General features: G+C 51.9%; 21 protein-coding genes. 19 read left to right on the top strand and 2 right to left on the bottom strand.

Going from position 1 to position 24,276, the window contains the following annotated elements:
* Positions 1–43 precede the first annotated feature (43 nt).
* Positions 44–991 carry an L-Ala-D/L-Glu epimerase gene (ycjG, locus tag MO867_RS11315; RefSeq protein ID WP_252466701.1) on the top strand — a complete coding sequence of 316 codons (948 nt, stop codon included), beginning with the start codon at positions 44–46 and terminating at the stop codon, positions 989–991.
* Here ycjG and mpaA read toward each other — a convergent pair.
* Positions 979–1,683 (bottom strand): murein tripeptide amidase MpaA, encoded by a 705-nt coding sequence (gene mpaA / locus MO867_RS11310; RefSeq protein WP_252466700.1) that lies wholly within the window; start codon positions 1,681–1,683, stop codon positions 979–981. The two genes, ycjG and mpaA, sit on opposite strands and share 13 nt — an antisense overlap.
* 170 nt (positions 1,684–1,853) lie before the next feature.
* Here mpaA and MO867_RS11305 point away from each other — a divergent pair, with 170 nt between their 5' ends.
* From MO867_RS11305 to acpS, 8 genes are all read left to right on the top strand, one after another.
* Entirely contained in the window at positions 1,854–3,251 is a 1,398-nt protein-coding gene (locus tag MO867_RS11305; RefSeq protein WP_252466699.1) for a Do family serine endopeptidase, read from the top strand.
* 133 nt (positions 3,252–3,384) lie between these two features.
* A complete protein-coding gene (lepA, locus tag MO867_RS11300) occupies positions 3,385–5,187 on the top strand; it encodes a translation elongation factor 4 (protein WP_252466698.1) in 1,803 nt (600 codons plus the stop codon).
* Positions 5,188–5,240: 53 nt separating this feature from the next.
* Positions 5,241–6,008, top strand: a complete 768-nt coding sequence (gene lepB, locus MO867_RS11295) for a signal peptidase I (protein WP_252466697.1) — start codon at positions 5,241–5,243, stop codon at positions 6,006–6,008.
* Between the two features lie 54 nt (positions 6,009–6,062).
* Positions 6,063–6,503 carry a DUF4845 domain-containing protein gene (locus MO867_RS11290; RefSeq protein ID WP_252466694.1) on the top strand — a complete coding sequence of 147 codons (441 nt, stop codon included), beginning with the start codon at positions 6,063–6,065 and terminating at the stop codon, positions 6,501–6,503.
* On the top strand, positions 6,496–7,170 hold the full coding sequence (gene rnc, locus MO867_RS11285; protein WP_252466693.1) for a ribonuclease III: 675 nt from the start codon (positions 6,496–6,498) through the stop codon (positions 7,168–7,170). Before MO867_RS11290 ends, rnc begins: the two co-directional genes overlap by 8 nt.
* A gap of 128 nt (positions 7,171–7,298) precedes the next feature.
* Positions 7,299–8,198, top strand: coding sequence for a GTPase Era (gene era, locus MO867_RS11280; RefSeq protein ID WP_252466692.1), 900 nt, complete (start codon positions 7,299–7,301; stop codon positions 8,196–8,198).
* A 26-nt stretch (positions 8,199–8,224) separates the two neighbouring features.
* Positions 8,225–8,977 (top strand): DNA repair protein RecO, encoded by a 753-nt coding sequence (recO, locus tag MO867_RS11275; protein ID WP_252466691.1) that lies wholly within the window; start codon positions 8,225–8,227, stop codon positions 8,975–8,977.
* Positions 8,974–9,360 (top strand): holo-ACP synthase, encoded by a 387-nt coding sequence (acpS, locus tag MO867_RS11270; RefSeq protein WP_252466690.1) that lies wholly within the window; start codon positions 8,974–8,976, stop codon positions 9,358–9,360. The genes recO and acpS overlap by 4 nt, the downstream gene beginning before the upstream one ends.
* Before the next feature lie 9 nt (positions 9,361–9,369).
* Here the strand turns inward: acpS and MO867_RS11265 are convergent, their stop codons facing one another.
* Positions 9,370–12,135 carry a response regulator gene (locus MO867_RS11265; RefSeq protein ID WP_252466689.1) on the bottom strand — a complete coding sequence of 922 codons (2,766 nt, stop codon included), beginning with the start codon at positions 12,133–12,135 and terminating at the stop codon, positions 9,370–9,372.
* 349 nt (positions 12,136–12,484) lie between these two features.
* On the opposite strand from MO867_RS11265, the gene cysM reads away from it, so the two are divergent.
* The 10 genes from cysM to MO867_RS11215 all read left to right on the top strand — a co-directional run bounded on the left by cysM (position 12,485) and on the right by MO867_RS11215 (position 24,154).
* Positions 12,485–13,375: a cysteine synthase CysM gene (cysM, locus tag MO867_RS11260; RefSeq protein WP_252466688.1), complete on the top strand. Its 891-nt coding sequence runs from the start codon at positions 12,485–12,487 to the stop codon at positions 13,373–13,375.
* A gap of 889 nt (positions 13,376–14,264) precedes the next feature.
* The gene (gene relA / locus MO867_RS11255; RefSeq protein ID WP_252466687.1) at positions 14,265–16,511 is read left to right on the top strand and encodes a GTP diphosphokinase; all 2,247 of its coding nucleotides are present in this window, start codon (positions 14,265–14,267) and stop codon (positions 16,509–16,511) included.
* 16 nt (positions 16,512–16,527) lie between these two features.
* Complete coding sequence (mazG, locus tag MO867_RS11250; protein WP_252466686.1) at positions 16,528–17,343, top strand: nucleoside triphosphate pyrophosphohydrolase; 816 nt, start codon at positions 16,528–16,530, stop codon at positions 17,341–17,343.
* 180 nt (positions 17,344–17,523) lie between these two features.
* Positions 17,524–18,177, top strand: coding sequence for an adenylate kinase (gene adk / locus MO867_RS11245; protein ID WP_252466685.1), 654 nt, complete (start codon positions 17,524–17,526; stop codon positions 18,175–18,177).
* A gap of 171 nt (positions 18,178–18,348) precedes the next feature.
* Positions 18,349–19,347 carry a ferrochelatase gene (gene hemH / locus MO867_RS11240; RefSeq protein ID WP_252466677.1) on the top strand — a complete coding sequence of 333 codons (999 nt, stop codon included), beginning with the start codon at positions 18,349–18,351 and terminating at the stop codon, positions 19,345–19,347.
* 266 nt (positions 19,348–19,613) lie between these two features.
* Entirely contained in the window at positions 19,614–20,408 is a 795-nt protein-coding gene (locus MO867_RS11235) for a hypothetical protein (RefSeq protein WP_252466676.1), read from the top strand.
* Positions 20,409–20,567: 159 nt separating this feature from the next.
* Complete coding sequence (gene tsaB, locus MO867_RS11230) at positions 20,568–21,269, top strand: tRNA (adenosine(37)-N6)-threonylcarbamoyltransferase complex dimerization subunit type 1 TsaB (RefSeq protein WP_252466674.1); 702 nt, start codon at positions 20,568–20,570, stop codon at positions 21,267–21,269.
* Positions 21,270–21,272: 3 nt separating this feature from the next.
* Positions 21,273–22,070: an undecaprenyl-diphosphate phosphatase gene (locus tag MO867_RS11225; RefSeq protein WP_252466673.1), complete on the top strand. Its 798-nt coding sequence runs from the start codon at positions 21,273–21,275 to the stop codon at positions 22,068–22,070.
* A 5-nt stretch (positions 22,071–22,075) separates the two neighbouring features.
* Positions 22,076–22,957: an NAD(P)-dependent oxidoreductase gene (locus MO867_RS11220; RefSeq protein ID WP_252466671.1), complete on the top strand. Its 882-nt coding sequence runs from the start codon at positions 22,076–22,078 to the stop codon at positions 22,955–22,957.
* Positions 22,958–23,023: 66 nt separating this feature from the next.
* Positions 23,024–24,154 carry a tRNA-queuosine alpha-mannosyltransferase domain-containing protein gene (locus MO867_RS11215; RefSeq protein ID WP_252466669.1) on the top strand — a complete coding sequence of 377 codons (1,131 nt, stop codon included), beginning with the start codon at positions 23,024–23,026 and terminating at the stop codon, positions 24,152–24,154.
* The last annotated feature ends 122 nt before the right edge of the window (positions 24,155–24,276 follow it).

Raw genomic sequence — 24,276 nt, 5'->3', positions numbered from 1 at the left:
TGACCTAAACTGATATCTTCCCCCATACCAGGAGATAGTCCTGATGCAGGCCCGTTGCTATGACGAGCGCTGGTCCCTTCGCACGGCCTTTGTGATATCCCGTGGCGCCCGAACCGAAGTCCGGGTTGTCGTGGTGGAGGTGAGCGGTGACGGGGTAACCGGCATAGGAGAGTGTACGCCTTATGCTCGATACGGGGAGAGTGTCGCCTCCGTATTACACCAACTGCAGCCTTCACTCCAGGAAGTCGCCGACGGACTGACATGCGAGCAGTTGCAAGCGCATATGCCCGCAGGCGCGGCGCGCAATGCACTGGATTGCGCCCTTTCAGATTGGGAAATGAAGGCGCAAGGGGCGTTGCACCCTGGCCCCATTTCCCTGCCCACTGTGCAAACTCTGGTTGTCGACAGTCCCGATGCTATGGCAGTCGCTGCCCGGGTTGCTGTGGAGGCCGGTGTTGATCTGCTCAAACTCAAGCTCGACGATCAGCATGTGCGTGCCAGGGTGTCTGCGGTCAGAGCTGCAGCGCCAAATGCGCAACTGATAATTGATGCCAATGAGGCCTGGCATACGGCGACATTGATTGAACGCTGTGAAGATTTGAGCCGAATGGGGGTGTCGATGCTGGAGCAGCCTCTTCCGGCAAGTGAGGATGGCTTTCTGGAAACGTTTGAGCACCCGCTACCTATCTGCGCGGATGAGAGTTGCCATACTCGCAATGACCTGCCGCAACTGGTCCATCGGTACGAGATGATCAATATTAAGTTGGATAAGACGGGTGGAATTACTGAGGCCCTGGCTTTGGCTGATAAGGCTACTGCCTTGGGGTTGGAGTGGATGCTGGGTTGTATGTTGTGCACTTCAAGAGCGATTCGGGCGGCTTGGCCGCTGGGCAGCAGGGCACGTTATCTGGATCTGGATGGCCCTACCTGGCTGGTAAAGGATACAGAGCCCCCTTTGCGATTTAAGGCGGGCCGGGTTTACTGGTCGTAGGTGAGTAAATTGATAAGAGGTTGTAAGTATTCCTCGCTGGCTGAGTCGGCGGAAATCGGTGGAAACTCCAGTGTAATGCAGGGCAGGGCTCGTTCGGCGCACCAGGTGCCGAATGATCCGGGTGTTTGGTAACCGACATCCCCTACAAGAGGGAGCTTGAAATTATTGGCAAGTTGCTGGCCCAGATCGCTACTGCTGGTGTCTTCTACACAGGATAGGGGCTCATGAATCGAAACTGTCCAGTCGGGGTCAAGTTTTGCGATCAGCTCGCAGAGTGCAGCGGTCTCGGGTTCTGAAGCAGCACTTTCGCCGGTACCTAATCGGACGTCGCGTTTCTCAGCAGCGCTGTTCCAGCGGTAGACATTGCCATTGCCATCCCAGTTGTCGGTGGCGAAATTCCGGTTCAGGTCTACCCCGCGGGCATTTGCTCGGGTTCCCAATTGGCAGCCATCCGGGTTGACGGCCAGGATGACGTGGTGGCCCAATGAGGTAGTGGGAAGAGCGCGCAGCGCACAGGACAGAGCTACCATTGCGGCGACTTCATCTCCGTGCGTGCCGGCCATCACCAAACCGTGATGGGCGCCGGTTTGAGCGGGAAAATAAAGTAGTGGGGCGCCCAGCACACTTTGGCCGTAGAGTTCTGTGGGGAGGTGGAATTGTCCGCGCTCAGGGCGCGGGCGCATTTCAGACATCGCTAACTCTTTACACTGTTTTACAATTTACCGCAGAACTTTGGCGATCAGATTGCCACTAAGTCGTTACTAAGAGTCCCCAAAGGGGCCGGACATGCCAAGGCAAGCCCTGAAGGGACTCGAAATCCAATGGTTTCATATTAGAAGGGATCACTAGGGGTAACAAACCTATGGTTAAGCGCTGTACACAATATCTACTGGTTATTTGTCTGTTGGTTTCCGGGGCTGCCAGTGCCCGCGGGCTGCCTGAGCTCACTGAGTTGATCAAAGAAAACTCACCGGCTGTGGTTAAGATCAATACGGTTGACCGCAATCGCAGCAACCGCAGTAATAGCCAGCCGCAATTCCAACAGGAAATACCTGACATCTTCCGCCACCTTATTGAGCCCCGTCGACGCCAACAGCGCCCGGTGGCAAGTATGGGTTCTGGATTTATCATTTCTGATGATGGTTACATCGTCACCAACAATCACGTAGTTGATGGAGCAGATCAGGTTACAGTGACACTGACTGATCGCCGTGAGTATCAGGCAGAAGTGATCGGTAAGGATGTGCGCTCCGATCTCGCACTGTTGAAAATAGAGGCCGAAGATCTCTCCGCAGTGCGCTGGGGGAATTCCGAAGACCTGCAAGTGGGTGAGTGGGTTGTTGCTATTGGTTCACCTTTCGGTTTGGATTACTCTGCCAGCGCCGGCATTGTCAGCGCTATGGGCCGTAGTATCCCCAATGAGAGCCGTGAAAACTACGTGCCTTTTATTCAGACGGATGTGGCAATCAATCCAGGTAATTCCGGCGGCCCTCTGTTCAACCTCGACGGTGAGGTCGTGGGTATTAACTCGCAAATCTATACCCGCAGCGGTGGCTCTATTGGGTTGTCTTTTGCTATTCCAGCCAGCCTTGCTCAGGACGTGATTGCCCAGCTCAGAGACAAGGGGCGCGTGGATCGTGGTTGGCTCGGAGTGGGAATTAGAAATGTGGATCGAGATATGGCTAAAGCCATGGGACTTGGTAAGCCTTCCGGCGCTCTGATCGAGCAAGTGAGCCCCGGTTCTCCGGCCGCGCAAGCGGGAATTATTCCCGGAGATATCATCATGCGATTCAACGGCCAGAATATCGGTGTACACGGAGATTTGCCGCACGTTGTGGGACAGATTCGTCCGGGCACTGAGGCGTCGGTTGAGCTGATGCGCAAGGGTAAGCCTGAGCGTTTAGGGGTGACTGTGGGTGCCTTGCCGGGTTCTGGTGAAGAGCGTGGGCAGGCGTCGGCCTACCCGAGCTCTGCAATTGGCGGCCGATTGGGTGTGGTCGTTGAGGAAATCCCCGAAGTCATGAAGCAGCGCTGGAGTCTGGAGACGGGCGTTTTGGTGACGCAGGTCATACCGGGCAAGCCCGGCGCCAAGGCTGGTTTGCGTAGTGGCGATATCATTGCCCAGCTCGGTTTCGAAGAAGTAGGCGATATGAGCGATTACAAAACGGTGGTCAAAGACTTGCCCGAAGATGAGCTGTTACCGATTCGCTTCTTCCGCGCTGGGCAGTCCACTTTCCGTACAATTAGGATCGAAAGCTGAGTGCTTTTGGGAATTTGGTGGTCCATTGGGCCACCTGCCTCTCACCTCTGTCCATGAGTTCTGTTAGACTTGCGCCACACAGTTGGCTCGATAGCCAGCTAATCAATTGATTTTTCAAGGTTTTTATTCCGCAGTGGCCACAGATCTCACTCATATCCGCAATTTCTCCATTATTGCCCATATCGACCACGGGAAATCTACCCTGGCTGACCGCTTTATCCAGGACTGTGGTGGCCTCGCCGATCGAGAGATGGCTGAACAGGTGCTGGACAGCATGGAGCTGGAGCGCGAACGCGGGATTACCATCAAGGCGCAGAGCGTGACGCTTGATTACCAAGCGCGTGACGGCAAGACCTACCAACTGAACTTTATCGATACGCCCGGGCATGTGGACTTCTCTTACGAAGTGTCCCGTTCCCTGGCCGCTTGTGAAGGCGCACTACTGGTGGTTGATGCGGCTCAGGGCGTCGAAGCCCAATCCGTTGCCAACTGCTATACCGCCATTGAGCAGGGGCTGGAGGTCATCGCCGTCCTTAATAAGATGGACCTGCCCCAGGCCGACCCCGAAAAGGTCGCAGTGGAAATTGAAGACATTATCGGTATTGATGCTACTGATGCGACTCGCTGCAGTGCCAAGTCTGGTTTGGGTGTCGAGGATGTACTCGAAGACCTGGTGCGTTTGGTGCCGCCACCAGAAGGGGATGTGAATGCGCCACTACAGGCGTTGATAATCGACTCCTGGTTCGATAGCTACCTGGGGGTGGTGTCTCTGGTGCGCGTGGTCCAGGGTACTCTGAAGACCAAAGAGAAGATTGTCACCAAGTCTATCGGCCGCGCTCATGTGGTCGATAGTATTGGTATCTTTACCCCTAAACGCCACGAGACCGGTGTACTTCGTGCTGGCGAAGTAGGCTTTGTCGTGGCCGGTGTCAAAGATATTCACGGTGCACCGGTGGGCGATACTTTGACCCACGCCAAGGGCGCCGACGAGATTGAGATGCTGCCGGGCTTCCAAAAAGTTAAGCCGCAGGTCTATGCGGGTTTGTTCCCGGTTAGTTCTGATGACTACGAAGCGTTCCGCGATGCACTTGAGAAATTGTCCCTGAACGATGCCTCTTTGTTCTATGAGCCCGAGACTTCGGATGCGCTGGGCTTTGGTTTCCGTTGTGGCTTTCTCGGCATGCTGCACATGGAAATTATCCAGGAGCGTCTGGAGCGGGAATACGATCTCGATCTGATTACTACCGCGCCCACTGTAGTCTATGAAGTGGAGCGCTCAGACGGCGCCATCGTAACGGTGGACAATCCGTCGCGTCTGCCGGATGTGGGATCTATTGAGGAAATGCGTGAGCCAATCGCCGAAGTAAATATCCTTGTTCCACAAGAATATCTGGGTAACGTGATCACTCTGTGTGTGGAAAAACGCGGTATCCAGAAGGATATGCAGTACGTGGGTTCGCAGGTCTCCCTGCGCTACGAACTGCCAATGAGTGAAGTGGTTATGGACTTCTTCGATCGCCTCAAGTCGGTTAGCCGCGGCTTTGCTTCACTGGACTACAGCTTTGTGCGTTTTGAAGCAGCCAAGCTGGTGCGCTTGGATATCCTGATTAATGGTGATCGGGTGGATGCCTTGGCATTGATTGTCCACCGTGACAATGCCCAGCACAAAGGCCGCGCTATGGCGGAGAAAATGAAAGAGTTAATTCCTCGGCAAATGTTTGATGTTGCCATTCAGGCGGCGATCGGCGGTCAGGTGGTGTCCAGAACTACGGTAAAAGCCTTGCGTAAGAATGTGACGGCAAAATGTTACGGTGGTGACGTTAGCCGTAAGAAAAAGCTGTTGGAGAAGCAGAAAGCGGGTAAACGCCGGATGAAGCAGTTGGGCCGTGTCGAAGTTCCGCAGGAAGCTTTCCTGGCGGTACTGAAGGTAGACTAGTAGGGCCACCGGGCTCTACTGCGATAAAAAACAAGGAATACTAGAGAAAAGTAATGGATATAAATTTACCTTTGATTCTGCTCTGGTTGGTGGTCATTAGTGGTGGGGTCTGGTTGGTCGACAGCCTGTTTTTCGCCCGTCGTCGCAAAGAAGCAGCGGGGGTTCAACAGGAAGACCCGGTTGTTGTCGAATATGCCAAGTCATTCTTCCCAATCCTGGCGATCGTGTTTGTGTTGCGCTCTTTTCTTGTTGAGCCCTTCCAGATTCCTTCGGGTTCGATGATCCCAACTTTGGAAATCGGGGATTTTATTCTGGTCAACAAATATGCCTATGGTGTGCGCCTGCCAGTGTCTCGCACCAAGGTAATGGATGTGGGCGAGCCGAAGCGGGGCGATGTAATGGTTTTCTTCCCGCCGCATAAGAACGATACCTACTACATCAAGCGGGTGATCGGTTTGCCGGGTGATAATATTGAGCTTAAAAACAATGTGCTCTACGTGAATGGCAAATTGGCAAAGCAAGAATTAATCAGGGTGATACCGCCGAGCAACCCCCAGCGCGAGGTAATGTGGGAAGATCTGGATGGGTATCGCCACGAGATGCAAAAAAATGTTCGCGCGAGCAGATACAGCAATTTCAGTGGGGTGGTGCCTGAAGGGCATTACTTTATGATGGGGGACAACCGTGATAACAGTCTCGATAGTCGCGATTGGGGTTTTGTGCCTGAGAAAGATATTGTTGGCAAGGCTTTTGCCATTTGGATGCACTGGGATAAATTGCTCAGTTTGCCCAGCTTTAAACGTGTAGGCTCAATCCAATAATGAAACTAGTGGGGCTAGAAACCCAGCTATTTACCATGGATAGAGGGCCGTTTTATGGGTAATCAAATCGATTTTTCTCTCCGCCGCCAGCGCGGTATGAGTTACTGGGGTTGGCTGCTGGTAACTGCGCTGTTGGGTTTTGCCTTGACCTGCGTATCGAAGATGGCCCCGGCTTACATGGATGAGCGCTATGTAGGCGAAGCGCTTAAGTCTCTGGGGGACAACCCGAACCTGGAAAACATGACCAGTGGCCAGATCAAGAAAGAACTGAGCCGCTTTTTCCTGATTAATAATGTGCGCGGAGAACCCACCCAGTCAGTGCAGGTGGTTCGCGGTGTGAAGAGTACTGTGGTTAGCATTAAATACGAGTTACGCCAGCCATTAGTGCACAACGTCGATGTTGTGATGAAGTTTAATAAGCAGCTCGATACAGCAAAGCCAGAGCTTTGTTGTGATCCGCTGGTAGACCTGGAGCAATTCCGCAAACGTGACTGATCTGTTATTGGAGCGCCTTTGCAAGCGTCTCGGCCATGATTTTGACCGGGGGGAGTTACTTGAGTTAGCGCTCACCCACCGTTCCCACGGCAGCCGCAACAACGAGCGATTGGAGTTTCTCGGTGACTCAATCCTCGGGTTCACCATTGGCGCAGCCCTGTACGACCAGTTCCCTGACGGTCGCGAGGGACAGTTGAGCCGATTGAGAGCACAATTGGTCAGCGGTGAAACGTTAGCTAAGCTGGCCAAAGAGCTGGATATTGGCGATTGCCTGCGTCTCGGTGAGGGTGAAATGAAGAGCGGTGGATTTCGCCGAGCGTCAATTCTCGCCGATGCCGTAGAGGCCTTGATCGGTGCCATCTACCTGGACGCAGGTTTGGAGGCCGCGCGGGCGCGAGTTCTAGCTTGGTTCGCGTCGCGGCTAGAGGGTTTGTCCGTGGAGACAATGAAAGACCCAAAAACCCGTTTGCAGGAGTGGTTACAGGCGCGTAAGAAACCATTGCCCGAATATACGGTGGTGGATGTCTCTGGTGCTGAACACGCACAGCATTTTGTGGTCGAGTGCCGGGTCAGTGGTCTCGCAGAACCGGTGCGAGGCGAGGCCAGCAGTCGTCGCGGTGCAGAGAAAACTGCGGCGGTTGAGGCCTATAAACTCCTTATCGGATAGAACTAACCTTACACTATGAGCGGACGGTGGCTCGGATCACCGATTCGCATTGGCGGCCTTCGATATCAATTGGAGGCGCTTCTGGTTCCGGGACTTCCGGAGACCCCAACCCCTTTCGGAGAAAATTCTTGAGCGAACAACCCTCTCGCTGTGGCTACGTCGCGATTGTCGGCCGCCCCAATGTGGGAAAATCCACACTGTTGAACCACCTACTTGGGCAGAAGCTTGCGATTACGTCGCGCAAGCCGCAGACAACCCGGCACAACATGCTCGGTATTAAAACCGAGGGGCCCAACCAGATTATTTTTGTGGACACCCCGGGGCTGCATTCTGATCAGGAAAAGGCGATCAATCGCTATATGAACCGGGCCGCAGCAAGTGCCGCACGGGATGTGGATGTGGTGGTGTTTGTCGTAGAGCGCACTCGCTGGAGCGAGGCAGACCAGCTGGTGGCGGATAAATTACGTGGTATCAAATGTCAGCTGATTATCGCTGTGAACAAGGTGGATCAGCTTGACGATAAAGCCGATTTGCTCCCGCAGCTACAAGCCTTGTCGGAGCAGCACCCGAAAGCAGAGATTGTACCGATATCCGCATTGCGCAATGTCAATTTGGATACCTTGGAAGAGGTCATTCTTAAGCATTTGCCAGAAGGGCAGCACTTCTTCCCTGAAGATCAGGTTACCGATCGCAGTTCACGTTTTCTCGCCGCAGAAATAGTGCGTGAAAAAATCATGCGCCAGCTGGGTGCTGAAGTTCCCTACCAAGTGACAGTTGAAGTCGAGGAATTTGCCCAGGAAGGCAAGATCCTGCATATCAGTGCCGCTATCCTGGTTGAGCGCGCGGGACAAAAGCGCATGCTTATCGGTAATAAAGGTGAGCGTATCAAGCAGATAGGCAGTCAGGCACGAGAAGATATGGAGCGTATGTTTGACAGTAAAATCATGCTCAATTTATGGGTAAAAGTGAAGTCCGGCTGGTCTGATGACGAGCGCGCTTTACGCAGCCTTGGTTACAGAGACGACTAAGTATCGGACACGCGTCCCCTGCGTTTATGAAAACTCCGCAGCCCCCGCAACCGGCGTATATTCTCCATTCACGTCCCTACCGCGACTCCAGTTTAATACTGGAGTTACTGACTCCTGACTTCGGTCGTATCGGCTGTGTCGCCCGCGGAGCTCGCCGCGATAAGCAGCGTCGTCAACAGGCGCTGCAGCCTTTTACCCCACTACTGGTAACCCTTCTCGGCGCCGGCGCACTCAAGACCTTGGGGCCGGTTGAGAATGTTGGGGTCCCTTTATGGCTGAAAGGTCGAGCAGTTTATGCGGGACTCTATGCCAACGAACTGTTGGTGAGGCTGCTTCCTGAAGGCGAATCGCATTATACGTTGTTTGCAGCTTACCAAGATTTACTGGCGGCGCTATCTCACTTGGAGGGCGGTACTAACCTCGAATTGGAAGGGCCATTGCGTCGCTATGAGTTACAGCTACTGCAGGATTTGGGTACTTGCCCGCCTCTCGATTATTGTGCGCTCAGTGGTGATAGGGTAAACAGCGGTGGCACTTATCATTTGGAGTGGGAGCGAGGCTTGGTTCCGGTTCATCGTGCGAGTGAAGGAGGCCAGGGTGAAATGCATTTTAGCGGAGCTGAATTACTGGGCATGGCCAAGGCAGTGGGAGAGGGCAGCTGGCCAGAAAAGATTCTGTCTCCGGCAAAGCGTCTCACTCGGGTACTCTTAAAAACGGTTTTGGGGGAAAAGCCCTTGCAGAGCCGCGAGCTATTTCAGCAGGTATACGGACAAAAATGATTGTTAGTATCGGCACGGATATTTGTAACTACCGTCGTATTGAGGTTGTTTGGCAACGCTTTGGCGATCGATTTGTAGAACGTATTCTCGGTGATGGCGAGCGCCGGGACTTTTATGGGATGGCTGAGGTTATTCGCCCCGCGTATTTATGTAAGCGGTTCGCCGCAAAGGAAGCAGTAGCCAAGGCCTTGGGTACGGGTATTGGCGAGGGAATTTCCTGGCGCGAGATCGAGGTATGCCGACGCAAGGGCGCGTCGCCACAGGTTGAATTGAGCGGGGTTGCCCGGGAGCGGGCTGGGGCGCTGGGAGTGGATAAGATTCACCTTAGCTTGTCCGATGAGAAAGACTCAGCACTGGCTTTCGTAGTGTTCGAGTCCCGTTAGGCAGTCGCTTTATGCGACCACCTCCAGCCCGAATAATGCATCCAGGTCCTGCTCAGAAGCCCACTCGCGTAAGGCGCGAATCTCTCTTAGTACTCTGCTCAGTTTGCGCTGGTCAAAACCGTTGGGTACTTTATTCTGCAGGGTGCGCAATTCTTCCTGTAACACGCAAGCGGATTCCCTCAAACGCGCCACGCCACAGTAACAGCAGCCGCCATGCATACGGTGGGTCAGCTCGAACATACCCTTGTAATCATTTAGGTTAAACAATCTTTCAAGCTCTCCTTCATCGGAACTGAGTCCATCGATAAGCATGCACAGCATGTCTCTTGCAAGCTTGGCATCCCCATTGGCGAGCGTCAGGCACTCGCCGATATCCACCAGGCGCATCTCCTCAAGGTTTGTCCTCTCAACTACTTGAGGCGTGATAATTTTCAGCCAGCGCTTGATCATGTGAGACAGCTGAGACTCACTGACGGGTTTGCTGAGATAGTCGTCCAGCCCGGCGGACAGGAGTCGGGCTTTCTCTTCGGCACCGGCGTGTGCCGTCAGGGCGATAATTGGCGTGCGCTGCCCGGTTTCCCGTTCGCGGATCAAGCGAGTCGCTTCAATACCATCCATCCTTGGCATCTGAATATCCATAAAGACCAGGTCGAAGGGGCCCTGATGCCAGTGCTGTAGGGCCTCATCGCCACTGGCGGCAATAACAACTTCCACATCCTGGGCCCGTAACAATTCGCCCACCAGCCGGCGGTTTGCTGAATGATCATCTACCGCCAATACTCGTGGCGGTGCGGGCCACGGTAGTGCCTGCACTCCTGCACTGGCACGTTGCGTCCCCTGTTGAGGTATAGCGCGCTTCAGGGAACGTAACAGATTGTCTCGGGTGACGGGTTTGCTGAGGAAGGTGAGTGTGCGGGTGCGCAGTTGGTCGTAGCAGCGGCGCAGTTCAGCCGGCGGGCCCAGCACTACTACGCGGCACTGGTAAGTATCCACCAGAGATTGAACCTTGCGGCTGTAACTGTCGAAATCGCCCTTGGCCGTAGCGGTATCGACTATCACAGCATCGGGCAGGGCATCATGCCGCCACATTTGCTCGATAGCCGGTTGAAGCGTATCGGTATCCCCAAGCTCGATGGGCTCTACCTGCCATTGGATGAGTAGTTGGGCCACTTGCTTACGGGTCATGGGATTGGGGTCTGCGACTAATATCCGGGAACCGGGATATTGGATACGGGGATGCATGCCGCGGTTGCGCTCGGGCAGCAGTGATATCTGAACCCAGCAAGTATTCCCTTTATTTTTTGCGGCTTTCATCCCTGTGCAGCCGCTCATTCGCTCGACAAGGCTGCGCGCAATCGACATACCGAGACCATTGGCGCTAATTTGCTGGGTGAGTTGAGGGCTTTTACTGGTCAGGATTTCCTGGGTTTCCCGGCGTCGGTTCTCATCAATGCGATTGCCCAGATCGGTGACGGAGATACGCAACACCAGTTCGGAGTCCTTGCTGCTATGAACGGATAGACGCACAGGGATATTGCCATTCTCCGAGCTGCGCACCGCATTGCCCACCAAGTTGGTGAGTATTTGCTTTATACGTAGTGGATCGCCTATTAGAGTGTGGGGGAGTTGGGGATCGATTAAAGGAACCAGCTCCAAATGATGTTCATACGCATTGGGGGCCAGTATCTGCAGGGTTTCCTCAAGGAGTAGACCCAAGTCCATGGGAATATGATCCAGAACCAAATTCCCCGACTCTATACGGGAAAAGTCCAGGATGTCATTAATGGTGGTAAGTAAGCTTTCTGAAGAGCGCAGAATTGTTTGTAGATAATCCTGTTGCAGCTCATCAATACCGGTTTTTAGCAGCAAGTTGGTAAAACCGATAATGCCATTTAACGGTGTGCGAATTTCGTGGCTGGTGTTGGCCAGGAATGTGGACTTGATCCGGCTGGTTTCGTGGGCTCTTTTACGGGCCAGGTCCAGCTCAATATTTTGTTCTTCCATGCTGTCCAGGGATTGTCGCAAGTCATCCATTGATTGCAATTGATTGGCTTTGTACTCTTGCTGGTACTTGGACAGGTTCTCGGCTACTTCGTTGATTTGCTGTCCTAATTGGGCCAATTCTCTGTTTTCGGTTTCGTGCGTGCGCCGGTCAAATTCTCCGCGACCAATGGCCTCTAGTGTGTGTCCCATCCTTATAATACTGTGGGCAAATCGTTCAGAAAGGATGACAGACCAGGCCAGGGCGGCAAAAGTACAGATAATCAGCCCGACCAAGCCAACCAGCAGTACTTGATAGGTTCCTACAAGGAAATAGGGGCGGTGCAACTCAATGCTGATCCAGCAGGTAGTGATATCACCTTTGAGCGGTTGTAAAACCTGGAGGGTTTCATCGTCCTCGAAAATAAAAGGTTTACGGTTTTGTAGTGTGTTGCTGGTGATTGGCGTGCGCGGCCTGGGCCCGACACTAGCCAGCAGGCCGAGCCCCGTAATGGGGTCTAGGGCGCGTTTAGCACTGGCTTCAGTTGAGTAAATATGGACCGATCTCACCATATCTTTTTCCAGCATCAAGGCCAAAAGGCTTCTGCGCAGCCACTCCATACGCAGTTCAGCCGGGTGGCCACCGCTCATCTCGATCAATTCTGCCAGCTGTTCGGCACTTGCTCGGCCGTGGCTCAACAGCAGTTGGCGGCGATCGTGCATTTGTTGCAATGTGAAAACCAGTGCAAGAAGCAGGGAGAGCACCAGTGCCGGTGTAACCGTAAAGCGAAACATCAAGGCACGAAGGGATCGGGGCTGTGTTGGTTCCTCGATTGAGAGGACAGGGTTGCTGGGGGCCATGGTGATGGGGCCTTGTACGATTATTTTTTCCTCATTTTACCGTTATGTATAAGTCAACGCACGCTCTCACGGCTTTCGGAGTGTGCCTTTTGCCCGTTGGATCGCTAACTCTTAACGCAATCTGTGGGTGTTTGCGTTGCGAATTACCACTGGGTGTCGCTGGGGGGGGCTTCAGGGTTTTTAATAACCTGGGCGGGGAGTCCACCAAATAAGCGGGTATTTAGTGCATGATTCGGCTTGCGGTACACTTGCGGGCCGCGAGATCTCTGGAATTTATTACGCTATGGACTACCCAACGATTGCTGACTGTGTAGGCAATACACCCCTGATTAAATTACAGCGCCTGCTCAGTGGTACCAGCAATACTATTTTGCTTAAGCTGGAAGGTAATAACCCTGCGGGATCGGTAAAGGACCGTCCGGCTCTTTCGATGATTAATCGCGCAGAGCTTGCCGGTTATATATCACCGGGAGATACCCTGATTGAGGCGACCAGTGGCAATACGGGTATTGCTCTGGCAATGGCCGCTGCGATCAAGGGATACCGGATGATCCTGATTATGCCTGACAGTGCCACGGAAGAGCGTAAAGCCTCAATGACAGCCTACGGGGCAGAGCTGATCCTGGTCAGTGCAGAAGAGGGTATGGAGGGTGCGCGGGATCTAGCTTTACAGATGCAGGACAACAAGAAAGGGCGAGTTCTTAATCAGTTTGCCAATAGCGATAACCCACTGGCTCACTTTGAGGGAACCGGTCCAGAAATTTGGCAGCAGACCCACGGAAAGGTTACCCACTTTGTTTCCTCAATGGGGACCACAGGCACTATTATGGGGTGCGGACGCTATCTGAAAGAGCAGAATCCCGATATTCAGATTGTCGGATTGCAGCCTACAGAAGGTTCCAGTATCCCAGGTATTCGCCGCTGGCCAGAGGCCTACCTGCCTAAGATTTTTGTCCCTGAAGAAGTGGACCTAGTAATAGATATGGATCAACGGGAAGCTGAAACCATGACTCGCCGGCTCGCGCGGGAAGAGGGAATCTTTTGCGGGGTTTCCTCTGGTGGAGCGGTAGCTGGAGCCTTAAGGTTATCTGCTCAGGTAGAAAACGCGACTATCGTGGCGATTGTGTGTGATCGTGGTGATCGTTACCTGTCGTCAGGACTTTTTGCCCGCTAGTTTTCTTTTCAGTTTGTGGTTTGAACAAGCTCAACTTTTTACGAGTAGTGCTGATAATTGATTCTTTGGTGTGCCACATTTACCTGTGTGGAAATCAATTGTCGGCTGCTGCTAGCAGAGTTCCCAGGACTGCTGCAGCCTTATCCGTTTTCACTTTTCTTGTTTGTTTATAATTTCTGCCTGGATTTATTTCTTTATCTCCCATCTCCCTTTTTGCTTATGGCTATCGCTACAAATTATTTTTTTTGCATCCGTTAGTGCCGGTTCATGGGGCCTTCAGGGCGATAAAGTTGAGGGAAACATAATTTTTAGAGGTGCCCTCATGGTTCTTTTGCCCGAGCAAAAAAGGCTTGGCCATTTTTTAGTTTTAGGAGCTCGTTGGAGGAAGGGAGTGTAAAGTTCGGTAAAGCCTTTTGTTAGCGTTTACAGACGAATTAAATTCTTAGTGGCACCTGCCTGTAACTTAAGTCTTATATTTCAGGGGGGGAGTTTGTGGATTACTGGTATTTCCCCGTTAAATAACCCCAGAATTTACCGAGGTATTATTTGATTTCTGGATGAATACTGTTGGTACAATTAAGGTGGTTGATCAAAAGCTCAACAAGATGAGCAAGACTTATACCCACAGATTCGAAATGCTGCGAAAAATTGCTGATTTTCGCGCAGCTTATTGAAATGTATATAGAAAATCATGGACTTTGGTGAGTTCAAACCTATGATAGAGATGCCCCGCGAAGGGCGCCCGGGATTCTTTGAATAAGCCCGTGATGGCTCTGAAAGCCCCTCCGGGGGGCATTTTTTCAAAGACGCTTTAACATTAAATTTACGCGTTGCCATAGCCAAGTGACCACTAAATTATGCCAATAACCCACATGACCCCTGTTAAACGATGGTTCAAGTAAGAAAGCATCACTCCTTTGGTGGAGAGGGTGAACTCGACCTTGAATCTTGGCTGCGCCATGTGCAGAAGCTCGCGGGCCTGGATGGCTCTGCAATAGTGACTCTACGCCGTGCAGCAGAGGTGAGCGCCGAGGCCGAGCATCGCGCGATTGAGGCGGAAAACATCTGGGCCGAAGGCGCTAGTAGCTTTGCTACCGGTTTAGAGATGGCAGAGATACTCGCCGATCTGCAAATCGATCCAGAAGCACTTATCGCCGCCGTTCTTTATCGAGCCGTACGTGAAAAACGTTTGCCGCTACAGGACGTGGAAAAAGAGTTTGGCAATCGTGTTGCCAAACTGATTAGTGGCGTTTTGCGTATGGCTGCAATTCGCAGTCGTAGCGCCGATACCGGAGAGGAAGGTACCAGCGGCGCTATTGAAGAACACTCCGAAAATATCCGCCGCATGTTGGTTGCATTGGTCGATGATGTGCGAGTGGCTTTGATTAAGCTTGCTGAACGCACTTGCGCTATTCGTGCCACAAAAAATTCTGAGCCGGCCAAACGTCAAAGAGTCGCTCGGGAAGTCGCTGATGTTTATGCACCTCTCGCTCATCGCCTAGGTATCGGCCACATTAAGTGGGAGCTGGAAGATCTATCCTTCCGCTACCTTGAACCAGAGGACTACAAGCAAATAGCACGTCTGCTGGATGAGAAAAGACTGGCTCGACAGCAGTATATTGATGAGGTACTAGAACTACTTCGCTCTGAGCTCGCGCGCGCGCATATCGAGGGCGATGTTTATGGGCGGGCAAAGCATATCTACAGTATTTGGCGGAAGATGCGCCGCAAAAATATTGGCTTTTCGCAAGTCTATGATATTCGTGCGGTGCGTATTTTGGTTCCCACAGTGCGGGATTGTTACGCAGTGCTGGGTATAGTGCACAACCTCTGGCGTAATATACCCAATGAGTTTGATGACTATATTGCCTCCCCCAAGGAAAATGGCTACCGGTCGCTACACACCGCTGTCATTGGCCCTGAACGCAAAGTGCTTGAAGTTCAAATTCGAACGTTTGCTATGCATGAGGAGGCGGAATACGGGGTATGCGCGCATTGGCGCTACAAAGGCACCGACCTTAAAAGTGAGAGTAAAGACAGCTACGAGCAAAAAATTTCCTGGCTGCGCCAAGTTCTCGACTGGCACGAAGAGGTAGGTGGCAACCCCCTGCAGGACGATTTGCAATCCAGTGAGGCAGACTCACGCATCTATGTGTTTACACCCGGCGGCCATGTCGTAGACCTACCAAGAGGGGCTACGCCGCTGGACTTCGCCTACAAAATCCACACAGAAATTGGCCACCGCTGCCGTGGAGCCAAAGTGGATGGGCGTATAGTCCCTCTCAACCACCGCTTGGAGACGGCCAATCAGGTTGAGATTCTTACCGGAAAACGCGAAGCGCCCAGCCGAGACTGGCTCTCCTCGGGTATGGCCTACATCACTACCTCTCGCGCTCGGGCCAAAATTATTCACTGGTTTAAGCAGCAGGCACGCGACCAGAATATTGCTGATGGCCGCAGTATTCTTGACAGGGAGTTCAAGCAGCTAGCTCTGGGTAACTTTGATTTTGAAAAGTTAGCGGCCAAACTCAATATGCACTCACTAGAGGATCTCTACGCGGCGGTGGGGGCCGGCGATATTGGTGTTGGACAAGTATTAAATACAGCCCAGCGTATGGTGAAGGTGGACAATGTTCCCAAGGTTCCGTCGCTAACTGCTCCTGTGGCCCGCGGTGAGGGTAAGGCCGATGTCTATATCGATGGTGTCGGGAATTTGCTGACCCATATTGCCGGCTGCTGTAACCCGGTTCCAGGTGATGAAATCATGGGATATATCACTCTGGGTCGGGGAGTGTCTATCCACCGCAAGGACTGCGCAAATATGTTGCGTATGCAAGTAGAGGAGTCCGAGCGGGTACTTCAGGTTAGCTGGGCAGAGAAACCGCGGGAGCTCTACTCCGTTGAAATTATGATCGAGGCCTACGATCGCCAAGGGCTGTTGCGGGACGTTACAGTGATGCTCGATAGCCAGAAAATTAATATTACGGCCATGCAAACCCGCTCCAACAAGAATAAGCACACCGTGGAAATGATATTGACTGCCGAGATCCATAATTTCGGCGAGTTGAGCCAGGTTTTGCATAGGATCAACCAGTTGCCCAATGTGGCATCAGCAAAGCGGCGAATTCTGCGCTGAGTGAAGGAAAATCAAAGTGGAACAAAAATATTCAGTGGAAGATCTGCTCCACTTAATGGCGCAGTTGCGCAACCCTGACAGCGGCTGCCCCTGGGACTTACAGCAGACCTTTACCAGCATCGTTCCCTCGACAATTGAAGAGGCTTATGAGGTTGCCGAAGCGATTGAGCGTGAAGATTATGAGCACCTGCATGAAGAGCTGGGCGACCTTCTGTTTCAGGTCATTTTCTACTCCGAGCTAGGGCGTGAGAAGTCATATTTCGATTTTCCCTGCATAGTCGACACCCTTGTGCGAAAGTTGGTGCGTAGGCATCCCCATGTATTCCCGAATGCAGAGCTATACGGAAGCGCTGGCACTGAAGCGGTTGATGAAGCTCAAGTCAAACAGAACTGGGAAGAGATTAAAGCTGCGGAGCGTAGTGCCAAAGGTGATGCAGGTACTCTGGCGGGTGTCACTCTAGGCCTACCGGCGATGACGCGTGCAGCCAAATTACAGAAGCGCGCTGCCCGAGTGGGTTTTGACTGGCCTGATGTTCACGGTGTTCTGGATAAGATCGAAGAAGAGGTTGCTGAGTTACGTGAAGCGCTCGCTGACGGCGATGATGACCACGCTAAAGAAGAGCTTGGTGATCTATTGTTCGCCTGCGTTAACGCTTCCCGACACCTGAAAGTAGATCCGGAGGCAGCTCTGCGTGGCTGTAACCGGAAGTTTGAAGGGCGTTTTGGCTTTATCGAAGCTAGCCTGCGAGACGAAGGGCGGCAAGTGTCAGAGGCGAGTCTAGAGGAGTTGGATAGCCTTTGGGATAAAGCTAAAGCCCAGAGCGAAGGTTAATTGGGGTCAAAAAAATACTTGATAGCTCGACCTGAACGCCCGCTGCAGTGAATTACAGTTTGTTTGGGTTGTGTGGGGGTATTAGTAGCAATCTTGCCCAATCTGAGGTCTGAGTGTAAGGTAGCGCTCTTTTAGCGCGGCGGCTACTGGTTCGTCGATAGTATTGGAGGCTTACTGAACATGCGAATTATTCTCTTGGGGGCGCCGGGAGCCGGCAAAGGCACTCAGGCACAATTCATTACAGAGAAGTTCGGCATTCCGCAGATCTCCACCGGCGATATGCTTCGCGCTGCGGTGAAGGCGGGTACCCCTCTTGGTTTACAAGCCAAGGATGTTATGGACGCTGGCAAGCTGGTCTCTGACGATCTGATTATCGCGCTGGTAAAAGAGCGTATCGCCGATAAGGATTGTGTAAAAGGTTTCCTGTTTGATGGGTTTCCACGCACTATTCCACAGGCCCAGGCGCTGCTGGATGCTGATGTTCATATCGATCACGTTTTGGAAATCGCTGTCGATGATGAAGAAATCGTAAAGCGTCTTTCGGGTCGACGGGTTCACGAGAATTCCGGCCGTGTCTATCATGTGATTTACAACCCGCCCAAGACTGAGGGTGTCGATGATGTGACTGGAGAGGCACTTATTCAGCGTAGTGATGATACCGAAGAGACGGTACGCAACCGCTTAACGGTCTATCACGAGCAGACTGAGCCGCTGGTCGGCTACTACCGCGAACTGGAAGCCCGCTCTCCTGAAGCTGCCCCCAAATACGCCAAAGTAATGGGGGTCGGCAATATGGATGAGATTCGCGAGAAAGTGTTGGCGGCGCTCAGCTGATTTTATCGCTGACGTTGTGTAGAAGCCCCCTGATGGGGGCTTTTTTGTATCTCCTGTAGTCGCACCGACTAGGCCGATTGCAAGTGTGCCGTTTTGGCAGTTTTCACTCTTACCTCCTATTGGGCTGTCGACTGATTTTCTGGATGGATTAATATTTCTAACGGATGGTTTATGTCTAAGGCGATAATTTTGATGAATCTGGGCACTCCCGCAGAGCCCACTCCTGCGGCGGTAAGAAGCTTCTTGCGGGAATTTCTCTCCGATCAGCGGGTGGTAGAAATACCGCGGCCGATCTGGTTGACCATATTGAATTGCCTGGTACTCCCTTTCCGTCCAAAACGTATCGCTCCTGCGTACCTGGAGATATGGAATGGCAGTGCCGATGAGGCGGCAGTGGAAGGATCGCCGCTCCTCTACTATACGCAAAAACAGTCGGAATTATTGCAGCAGCACTTCCAAGCGAAGGGCTGTGATATTGCCGTTGAATATGCGATGACCTATGGGGAGCCTCGGCTGGATAGCGTAATTGAAAAGCTGCGTTCAAAAGGTTTTGAATCTTATGTGGTTTTCCCTCTCTATCCGCAATACTCAGCGACCACCACTGCAGCCATTTATGATCAAGTGGCGCAAATTTTTGGCAATAGTCGTGATATTCCGGATATTTCCGTGATACGGGATTATTATCAAAACCCTCTATATATAAAAGCCCTGGCTAACTCGGTGAGAGAGCATTGGCAAAAAGAGGGTGATGCAGAAAAATTACTGCTTTCATTTCACGGTATCCCAAAAGCGAATGTCGATAAGGGAGATCCATATTACCGCCATTGTATGGAAACAGCGCGGCTTTTAGCAGAAGAACTGCAACTTGGTGAGGATAAGTGGCAAGTTAGTTTTCAATCCCGCTTTGGCAAAGCTGAATGGTTGCAACCTTATACCGACAAAACTCTTATTGAGTGGGGTAGAACAGGAGTGGCCAGCGTCGATGTGATTTGCCCGGCTTTTTCCGCTGACTGTCTGGAAACACTGGAAGAAATTTCGGTAGAGAATCGCGCTAACTTTATCGATGCTGGTGGTCGTGATTACCGATATATTCCTGCATTAAATTTACGCGGGGATCATATTGAAGCACTCGCTGCGATTGCTGAAGGTAAGCTTGGTCGGACAAAATAATTTCCACCAAAGCACCCAAAATCGACCTCAAACGGTAAATTGATAAGAAAAATATACTTTTTTTATAAAAAGCTTCTCATTTTTCGCTTTTTTACTTGCAATGCCGAGTATTTTTATTAACTTTGATAAAGTTGTATCGAAATAGGCGGTGCGGCGCTCTGCATAAGTAATAAAAACAGCCGATTACAGTTTTTATTCAATAGCTAAAAGGCAATGCTGACTGCACACTTTTGGATGTACTTCTTCTTTCAGTGAGGAGACAAAGGATGGCAAGAGTAGTAAAAAAGGGTACACGCGCGAAGCGAGCGGCTAGTGCGACCATTGCGTCGCCGGTAGTCGTAAAAGCGCAGAAGATGGTTGATACGGCGACTAAATCGCTGGATGCACAAATGGACCGTGTGGCTAAGGCAAAAGCACGGGTAGAGAAAAGTAAAACGGCAACAGCGAAAACCTCTCTGGCTAACGCCAACGCTAAGGCAAAGGATTTACGTGTCAAATTGGTGGCGGCCAAAGTGGACCTTACCAAAGCCAAGGCAATGAGCGCTGTTAAAGAAGCTGAAGCTGCTGCAAAAGAGAAGGTGGAAACCCTCTCCAAGAGCCTCTCCAGCAAGGCAGACAAAGAGCTGGCTGCGGCTCTCAAGGCGTTCGAAGCACGCTGGATGAAGGTTCGAGAGAAGGTGCATGCCAAGAAAGTCAAGGCGGCAGAGAAAAAAGCCGAGGCTAAGATAAAAGCCGCGGCGAAGAAAGCTGCAGCCAAACTCAAAGAGCTGGAGAAGAAAGCGAAGGCCAAGCTCAAGGTCGAAACACAAAAGGCCAAGAAAGTGGCGGCCAAACCTGCCGCAGGCAAAAAGCCCGGACGTCCCAAGAAGGCTGCCTCAACAGCAGCAAAGAAAGCCGGTCGTCCGAAGAAAAGCACTGCTGCAGCAAAGCCGGCCAAAAGAGTGGGGCGGCCCAAAAAAGCCGGTGCGACTGCCGCAGCCAAGAAGACCCCGGCACGCCGTGGTCGTCCACCGAAGGCCGGTGCTACCCGTCGAGGCCGGCCACCGAAAAAAGCGGCATAGTCGGTATAACAGAGTCCGCAAGATGGGGCTCTGGTTTCGTCCTTATGAACCCTGGCTGTTGCTGGGGTTTTTTAGTTGTTGTCCGTGATATTGGGCATGACTCCCCTCGGCTACCGTGCCACAATTCCCCCCTTTTAGCTGACCAGGTATAAGAACGCTGTGAAAATACTTGCCCTGGATACAACATCCGGAGCCTGTTCTGTTGCTCTCTTGTCTAACGGCCAATTGATTGAGCGCTTTATACAGGCAGAACGTGATCATACCCGTCGCCTTCTGCCAATGGTGGATGAAGTCCTAACCGAGGCTGGTATGAAGCTTGCTGAATTGGATGCGATGGCAGTCAGTCGTGGACCGGGTTCTTTCACCGGCTTGAGAATTGCCATTAGCTGTGTTCAGGGGTTGGCATTTTCAGTAGACCTTCCGGTGGTTCCGGTATCCAGTCTGGCTGCTCTTGCACTTGGTGCTAGGCGCGCCCATCCGGAGTGGGGGCGGTCTCCTGTAGCGGCGATGCTGGATGCCCGTATGCAGCAGGTATATTGGGGAGTTTACTCGGCAGAATCGCCCAACGATAGCTTGATAACAGAAGCGGTACAGAACCCCGATCAGGTTGTGCTGTCTTTAAAGGAAGCGGCACTCCCAGCACCTGTTTATGGTGCGGGTCCCGGGTTGCACTATGAGGCTTTTGAGCAGGCGCCGCTGGCTGAGGTCGATCTTACCAGCTTGATTCGTGCTGGGGATATTGCACAGCTGGCGATTCCTTTATGGGAGCGGGGGACAGCGGTCTCTGCAGAGCAGCTTGAGCCCGCCTATTTACGCAACGAGATCACCTGGAAAAAACGACAAAAAATTCGATCGCAGTAATCCATGGAAACATTTCAAATAGTAATTTTAGCCCTGATTCAAGGGTTGACTGAGTTTTTACCCATCTCCAGCTCCGCGCACCTGATACTACCGGCCGAAGTTTTCGGTTGGCAGGACCAGGGGCTGGCTTTCGATGTGGCGGTGCATTTCGGCTCTTTGTTGGCCGTGGTGTTTTATTTTCGCCGGGATATTGGGGTGCTTATCCGGGATGGGCTTGGTGGCTTTACCGAGGATCGCTTTACTGATGACGGGCGATTGGCTTGGTTGATTGTATTGGCAACAATCCCCGTCGGTTTGGTCGGCTTGATTTTCAAGGATTTTATCGAAACTCATTTGCGCTCTGCGGCGGTGATAGCAGCTACGACAATTGGCTTTGGTATCCTGTTGTGGTGGGCCGATGTGCGTGGACGCAGGGTGGAGACCCTGAGTCAGCTCAATTGGAAAAAAGCCTTGTTGATTGGGTTGTCTCAGGTGTTGGCTCTGGTTCCCGGCACATCCCGATCGGGAATCACAATGACGGCCGGCTTGATGCTGGGTATGAAGAGGGAAGCAGCAGCACGTTTTTCCTTCCTATTGTCAATTCCGGTGATCGCACTGAGTGCCATTTTACTGACGGTAGAGCTTCTCGCGCTTGATAGTGTGCCTTGGAATGACTTATTACTGGGTACGCTGTTGTCTTGTATCAGTGCCTATCTCTGTATTCACTTTTTTCTGCAATTTATTAGCCGCATTGGAATGGCACCTTTTGCAATTTATCGCCTGATACTCGGTGCGGTACTTATTTGGATGATATGGGGGTAGTGGAGATGGCGACAGTAGCATTTATTGGTTTGGGTGTTATGGGATACCCGATGGCGGGCCACCTTTCTAATGCCGGTTATATGGTACGAATTTACAATCGCACTGTAAGCCGCGCCGATCAGTGGTTGCAAGAATACGATGGTGAAAGCTTTTCAACGCCAGCCGAGGCTGCCAAAGGTGCTGAAGTGGTGTTTGCCTGCGTCGGTAATGATAACGATCTTCGCCAAGTGGTTACTGGTGAGGATGGGGTTTTCACGACCATGGGCGAGGAGACATTGTTTGTCGACCATACAACGGCATCCGCTGATGTTGCCCGCGAGCTCGCCGCCATTGCCGCTGAAAAGGGAATTGGCTTTCTGGACGCGCCTGTGTCTGGGGGCCAGGCTGGGGCCGAAAATGGGGTTCTGACAGTCATGGTTGGCGGAGAAAAGGAGGGCTTCGAAAAGGTACAGCCCCTTATTGATAGCTATGCCCGTGCGGTCAGTCTTATGGGGCCGGTTGGCAGCGGGCAACTGTGCAAAATGGTCAATCAGATCTGTATTGCCGGCGTCGTCCAGGGACTCGCTGAAGGGCTGCACTTTGCCAAGGCGGCTGGTTTGGATGGCGAGCAGGTCGTTGATGTTATTTCAAAAGGCGCTGCACAGAGCTGGCAAATGGAAAATCGCTCCAAAACTATGTTGGCGGGGGAGTACGATCACGGCTTTGCAGTGGATTGGATGCGCAAAGATTTGGCCATTGTCCTGCAGGAAGCCCAGCATAATGGCGCCTTACTCCCAGTGACCGCGTTAGTCGATCAATTTTATAGCGAAGTGCAGGCTATTGGCGGCTCCCGTTGGGATACTTCCAGCTTGCTCGCACGGTTGATGAATGTGCGCGCATTCGACTAATCTCCTCTCTTCAAATGATGCCGGGTTGACCTCAAGCCCGGCAGCTCTCCTCTATGTAACAGTCTGATGAACGTTTTATTACTCTCCGCTTACGACGCAGATAGCCATAAACGCTGGCGCAAGGGATTGGTAGTCGCTTTCCCTGAGTGGCGATGGACAGTACTCACTTTACCGCCCCGATACTTCAGTTGGCGTATCCGTGGCAATAGTCTGTCTTGGGCAAGGGGTGAACTTGGGCACACCTTGAAGCAGGAGTGGGATCTGATTATTGCGACTTCTATGACTGACCTCAGTGCTTTGCGGGGTTTGGTACCAGAAATCGTGGGGGTCCCCACTGTGGTGTATTTCCATGAGAATCAGTTTGCCTACCCGGTAAGTTCTGGCGCTACTCAATCGGTAGAGCCGCAGCTACTTAATATCTATACCGCCCTGGCAGGGGACCTGCTGCTATTTAACTCTGAATATAATCGCCATACCTTGATATCTGGTGCGAAAAAGCTACTCAAGCGGTTCCCCGATTGTGTGCCTCAAGGCGTATGTCAGGAGATTGAAGCCAAATCCCAAGTATTGCCTGTGCCTCTTGAGAATTCGCTTTTTGATCTACCGGAACCCGATCCGACATTTTCATGGGGTCGTTGTACTGAGCAAGGCTGTAAGGGAGAGGTATCTGAAGATACATTAATTATCAGTTGGGCGGCCCGCTGGGAGTATGACAAAGGCGCTGACCGCCTATTGGAAATATTACAGGGACTGAGATCTAGAAAAGTAAAGTTTAGAATTAATCTGATGGGGCAATTTTTCCGCAACAGTCCGGAGGAATTTTTCCGTATACAGCGTGAATTTTCGGGTGAGTTATTGGTTGTGGGCTATGTTGAAAGCATTGAAATTTATCAGAAAATACTGCAGCACAGCCATGTATTTCTCTCTACCGCTTATCATGAATTCCAAGGGCTTGCGGTAATGGAGGCGGCTGTAGCTGGTGCTACACCCATAGTGCCTGATGAGCAATGCTACCCTGAGTTCTATCCCAAGAGCTTACGCTATTCAAGTCGTTTAGATGCGGTAGATAAGCTGGAATCATTGTACTTGTTGTTACAAGAGGAGGGTGGACGAGAAAAGGTAGATTTCACATATATTTCAGCTGAGCAGATGTGGTCTAGGTATATGGAGTGCTTTTCTCGCCTTACTACTTTCTAGCGTGTCGTTGATGTGGATGCAGCTTGTTTTATCTATTGGGATTGACCATTATTTTTCATGCTGTCTATGTCTATGTCTATGTCTATGTCTATGTCTATGTCTATGTCTATGTCTATGTCTAT

The sequence above is a fragment of the Microbulbifer okhotskensis genome (assembly GCF_023895975.1).
Lineage (GTDB): Bacteria > Pseudomonadota > Gammaproteobacteria > Pseudomonadales > Cellvibrionaceae > Microbulbifer > Microbulbifer okhotskensis.
Note: the sequence above shows the minus strand (reverse complement) of the source record. Positions and strands in the feature narration are given on the sequence as shown.

Bases quoted from the DNA above. Each gene is read 5' to 3' on its own strand.
- recO (WP_252466691.1), top strand. From the start codon at position 8,225: ATGAAAACTCCGCAGCCCCCGCAACCGGCGTATATTCTCCATTCACGT.
- lepB (WP_252466697.1), top strand. From the start codon at position 5,241: ATGGATATAAATTTACCTTTGATTCTGCTCTGGTTGGTGGTCATTAGT.
- MO867_RS11215 (WP_252466669.1), top strand. From the start codon at position 23,024: ATGAACGTTTTATTACTCTCCGCTTACGACGCAGATAGCCATAAACGC.
- acpS (WP_252466690.1), top strand. From the start codon at position 8,974: ATGATTGTTAGTATCGGCACGGATATTTGTAACTACCGTCGTATTGAG.
- MO867_RS11235 (WP_252466676.1), top strand. From the start codon at position 19,614: ATGGCAAGAGTAGTAAAAAAGGGTACACGCGCGAAGCGAGCGGCTAGT.
- relA (WP_252466687.1), top strand. From the start codon at position 14,265: ATGGTTCAAGTAAGAAAGCATCACTCCTTTGGTGGAGAGGGTGAACTC.
- hemH (WP_252466677.1), top strand. From the start codon at position 18,349: ATGTCTAAGGCGATAATTTTGATGAATCTGGGCACTCCCGCAGAGCCC.
- ycjG (WP_252466701.1), top strand. From the start codon at position 44: ATGCAGGCCCGTTGCTATGACGAGCGCTGGTCCCTTCGCACGGCCTTT.
- mpaA (WP_252466700.1), bottom strand. From the start codon at position 1,683: ATGTCTGAAATGCGCCCGCGCCCTGAGCGCGGACAATTCCACCTCCCC.
- adk (WP_252466685.1), top strand. From the start codon at position 17,524: ATGCGAATTATTCTCTTGGGGGCGCCGGGAGCCGGCAAAGGCACTCAG.
- MO867_RS11265 (WP_252466689.1), bottom strand. From the start codon at position 12,135: ATGTTTCGCTTTACGGTTACACCGGCACTGGTGCTCTCCCTGCTTCTT.
- MO867_RS11290 (WP_252466694.1), top strand. From the start codon at position 6,063: ATGGGTAATCAAATCGATTTTTCTCTCCGCCGCCAGCGCGGTATGAGT.
- MO867_RS11220 (WP_252466671.1), top strand. From the start codon at position 22,076: ATGGCGACAGTAGCATTTATTGGTTTGGGTGTTATGGGATACCCGATG.
- MO867_RS11225 (WP_252466673.1), top strand. From the start codon at position 21,273: ATGGAAACATTTCAAATAGTAATTTTAGCCCTGATTCAAGGGTTGACT.
- MO867_RS11305 (WP_252466699.1), top strand. From the start codon at position 1,854: ATGGTTAAGCGCTGTACACAATATCTACTGGTTATTTGTCTGTTGGTT.
- cysM (WP_252466688.1), top strand. From the start codon at position 12,485: ATGGACTACCCAACGATTGCTGACTGTGTAGGCAATACACCCCTGATT.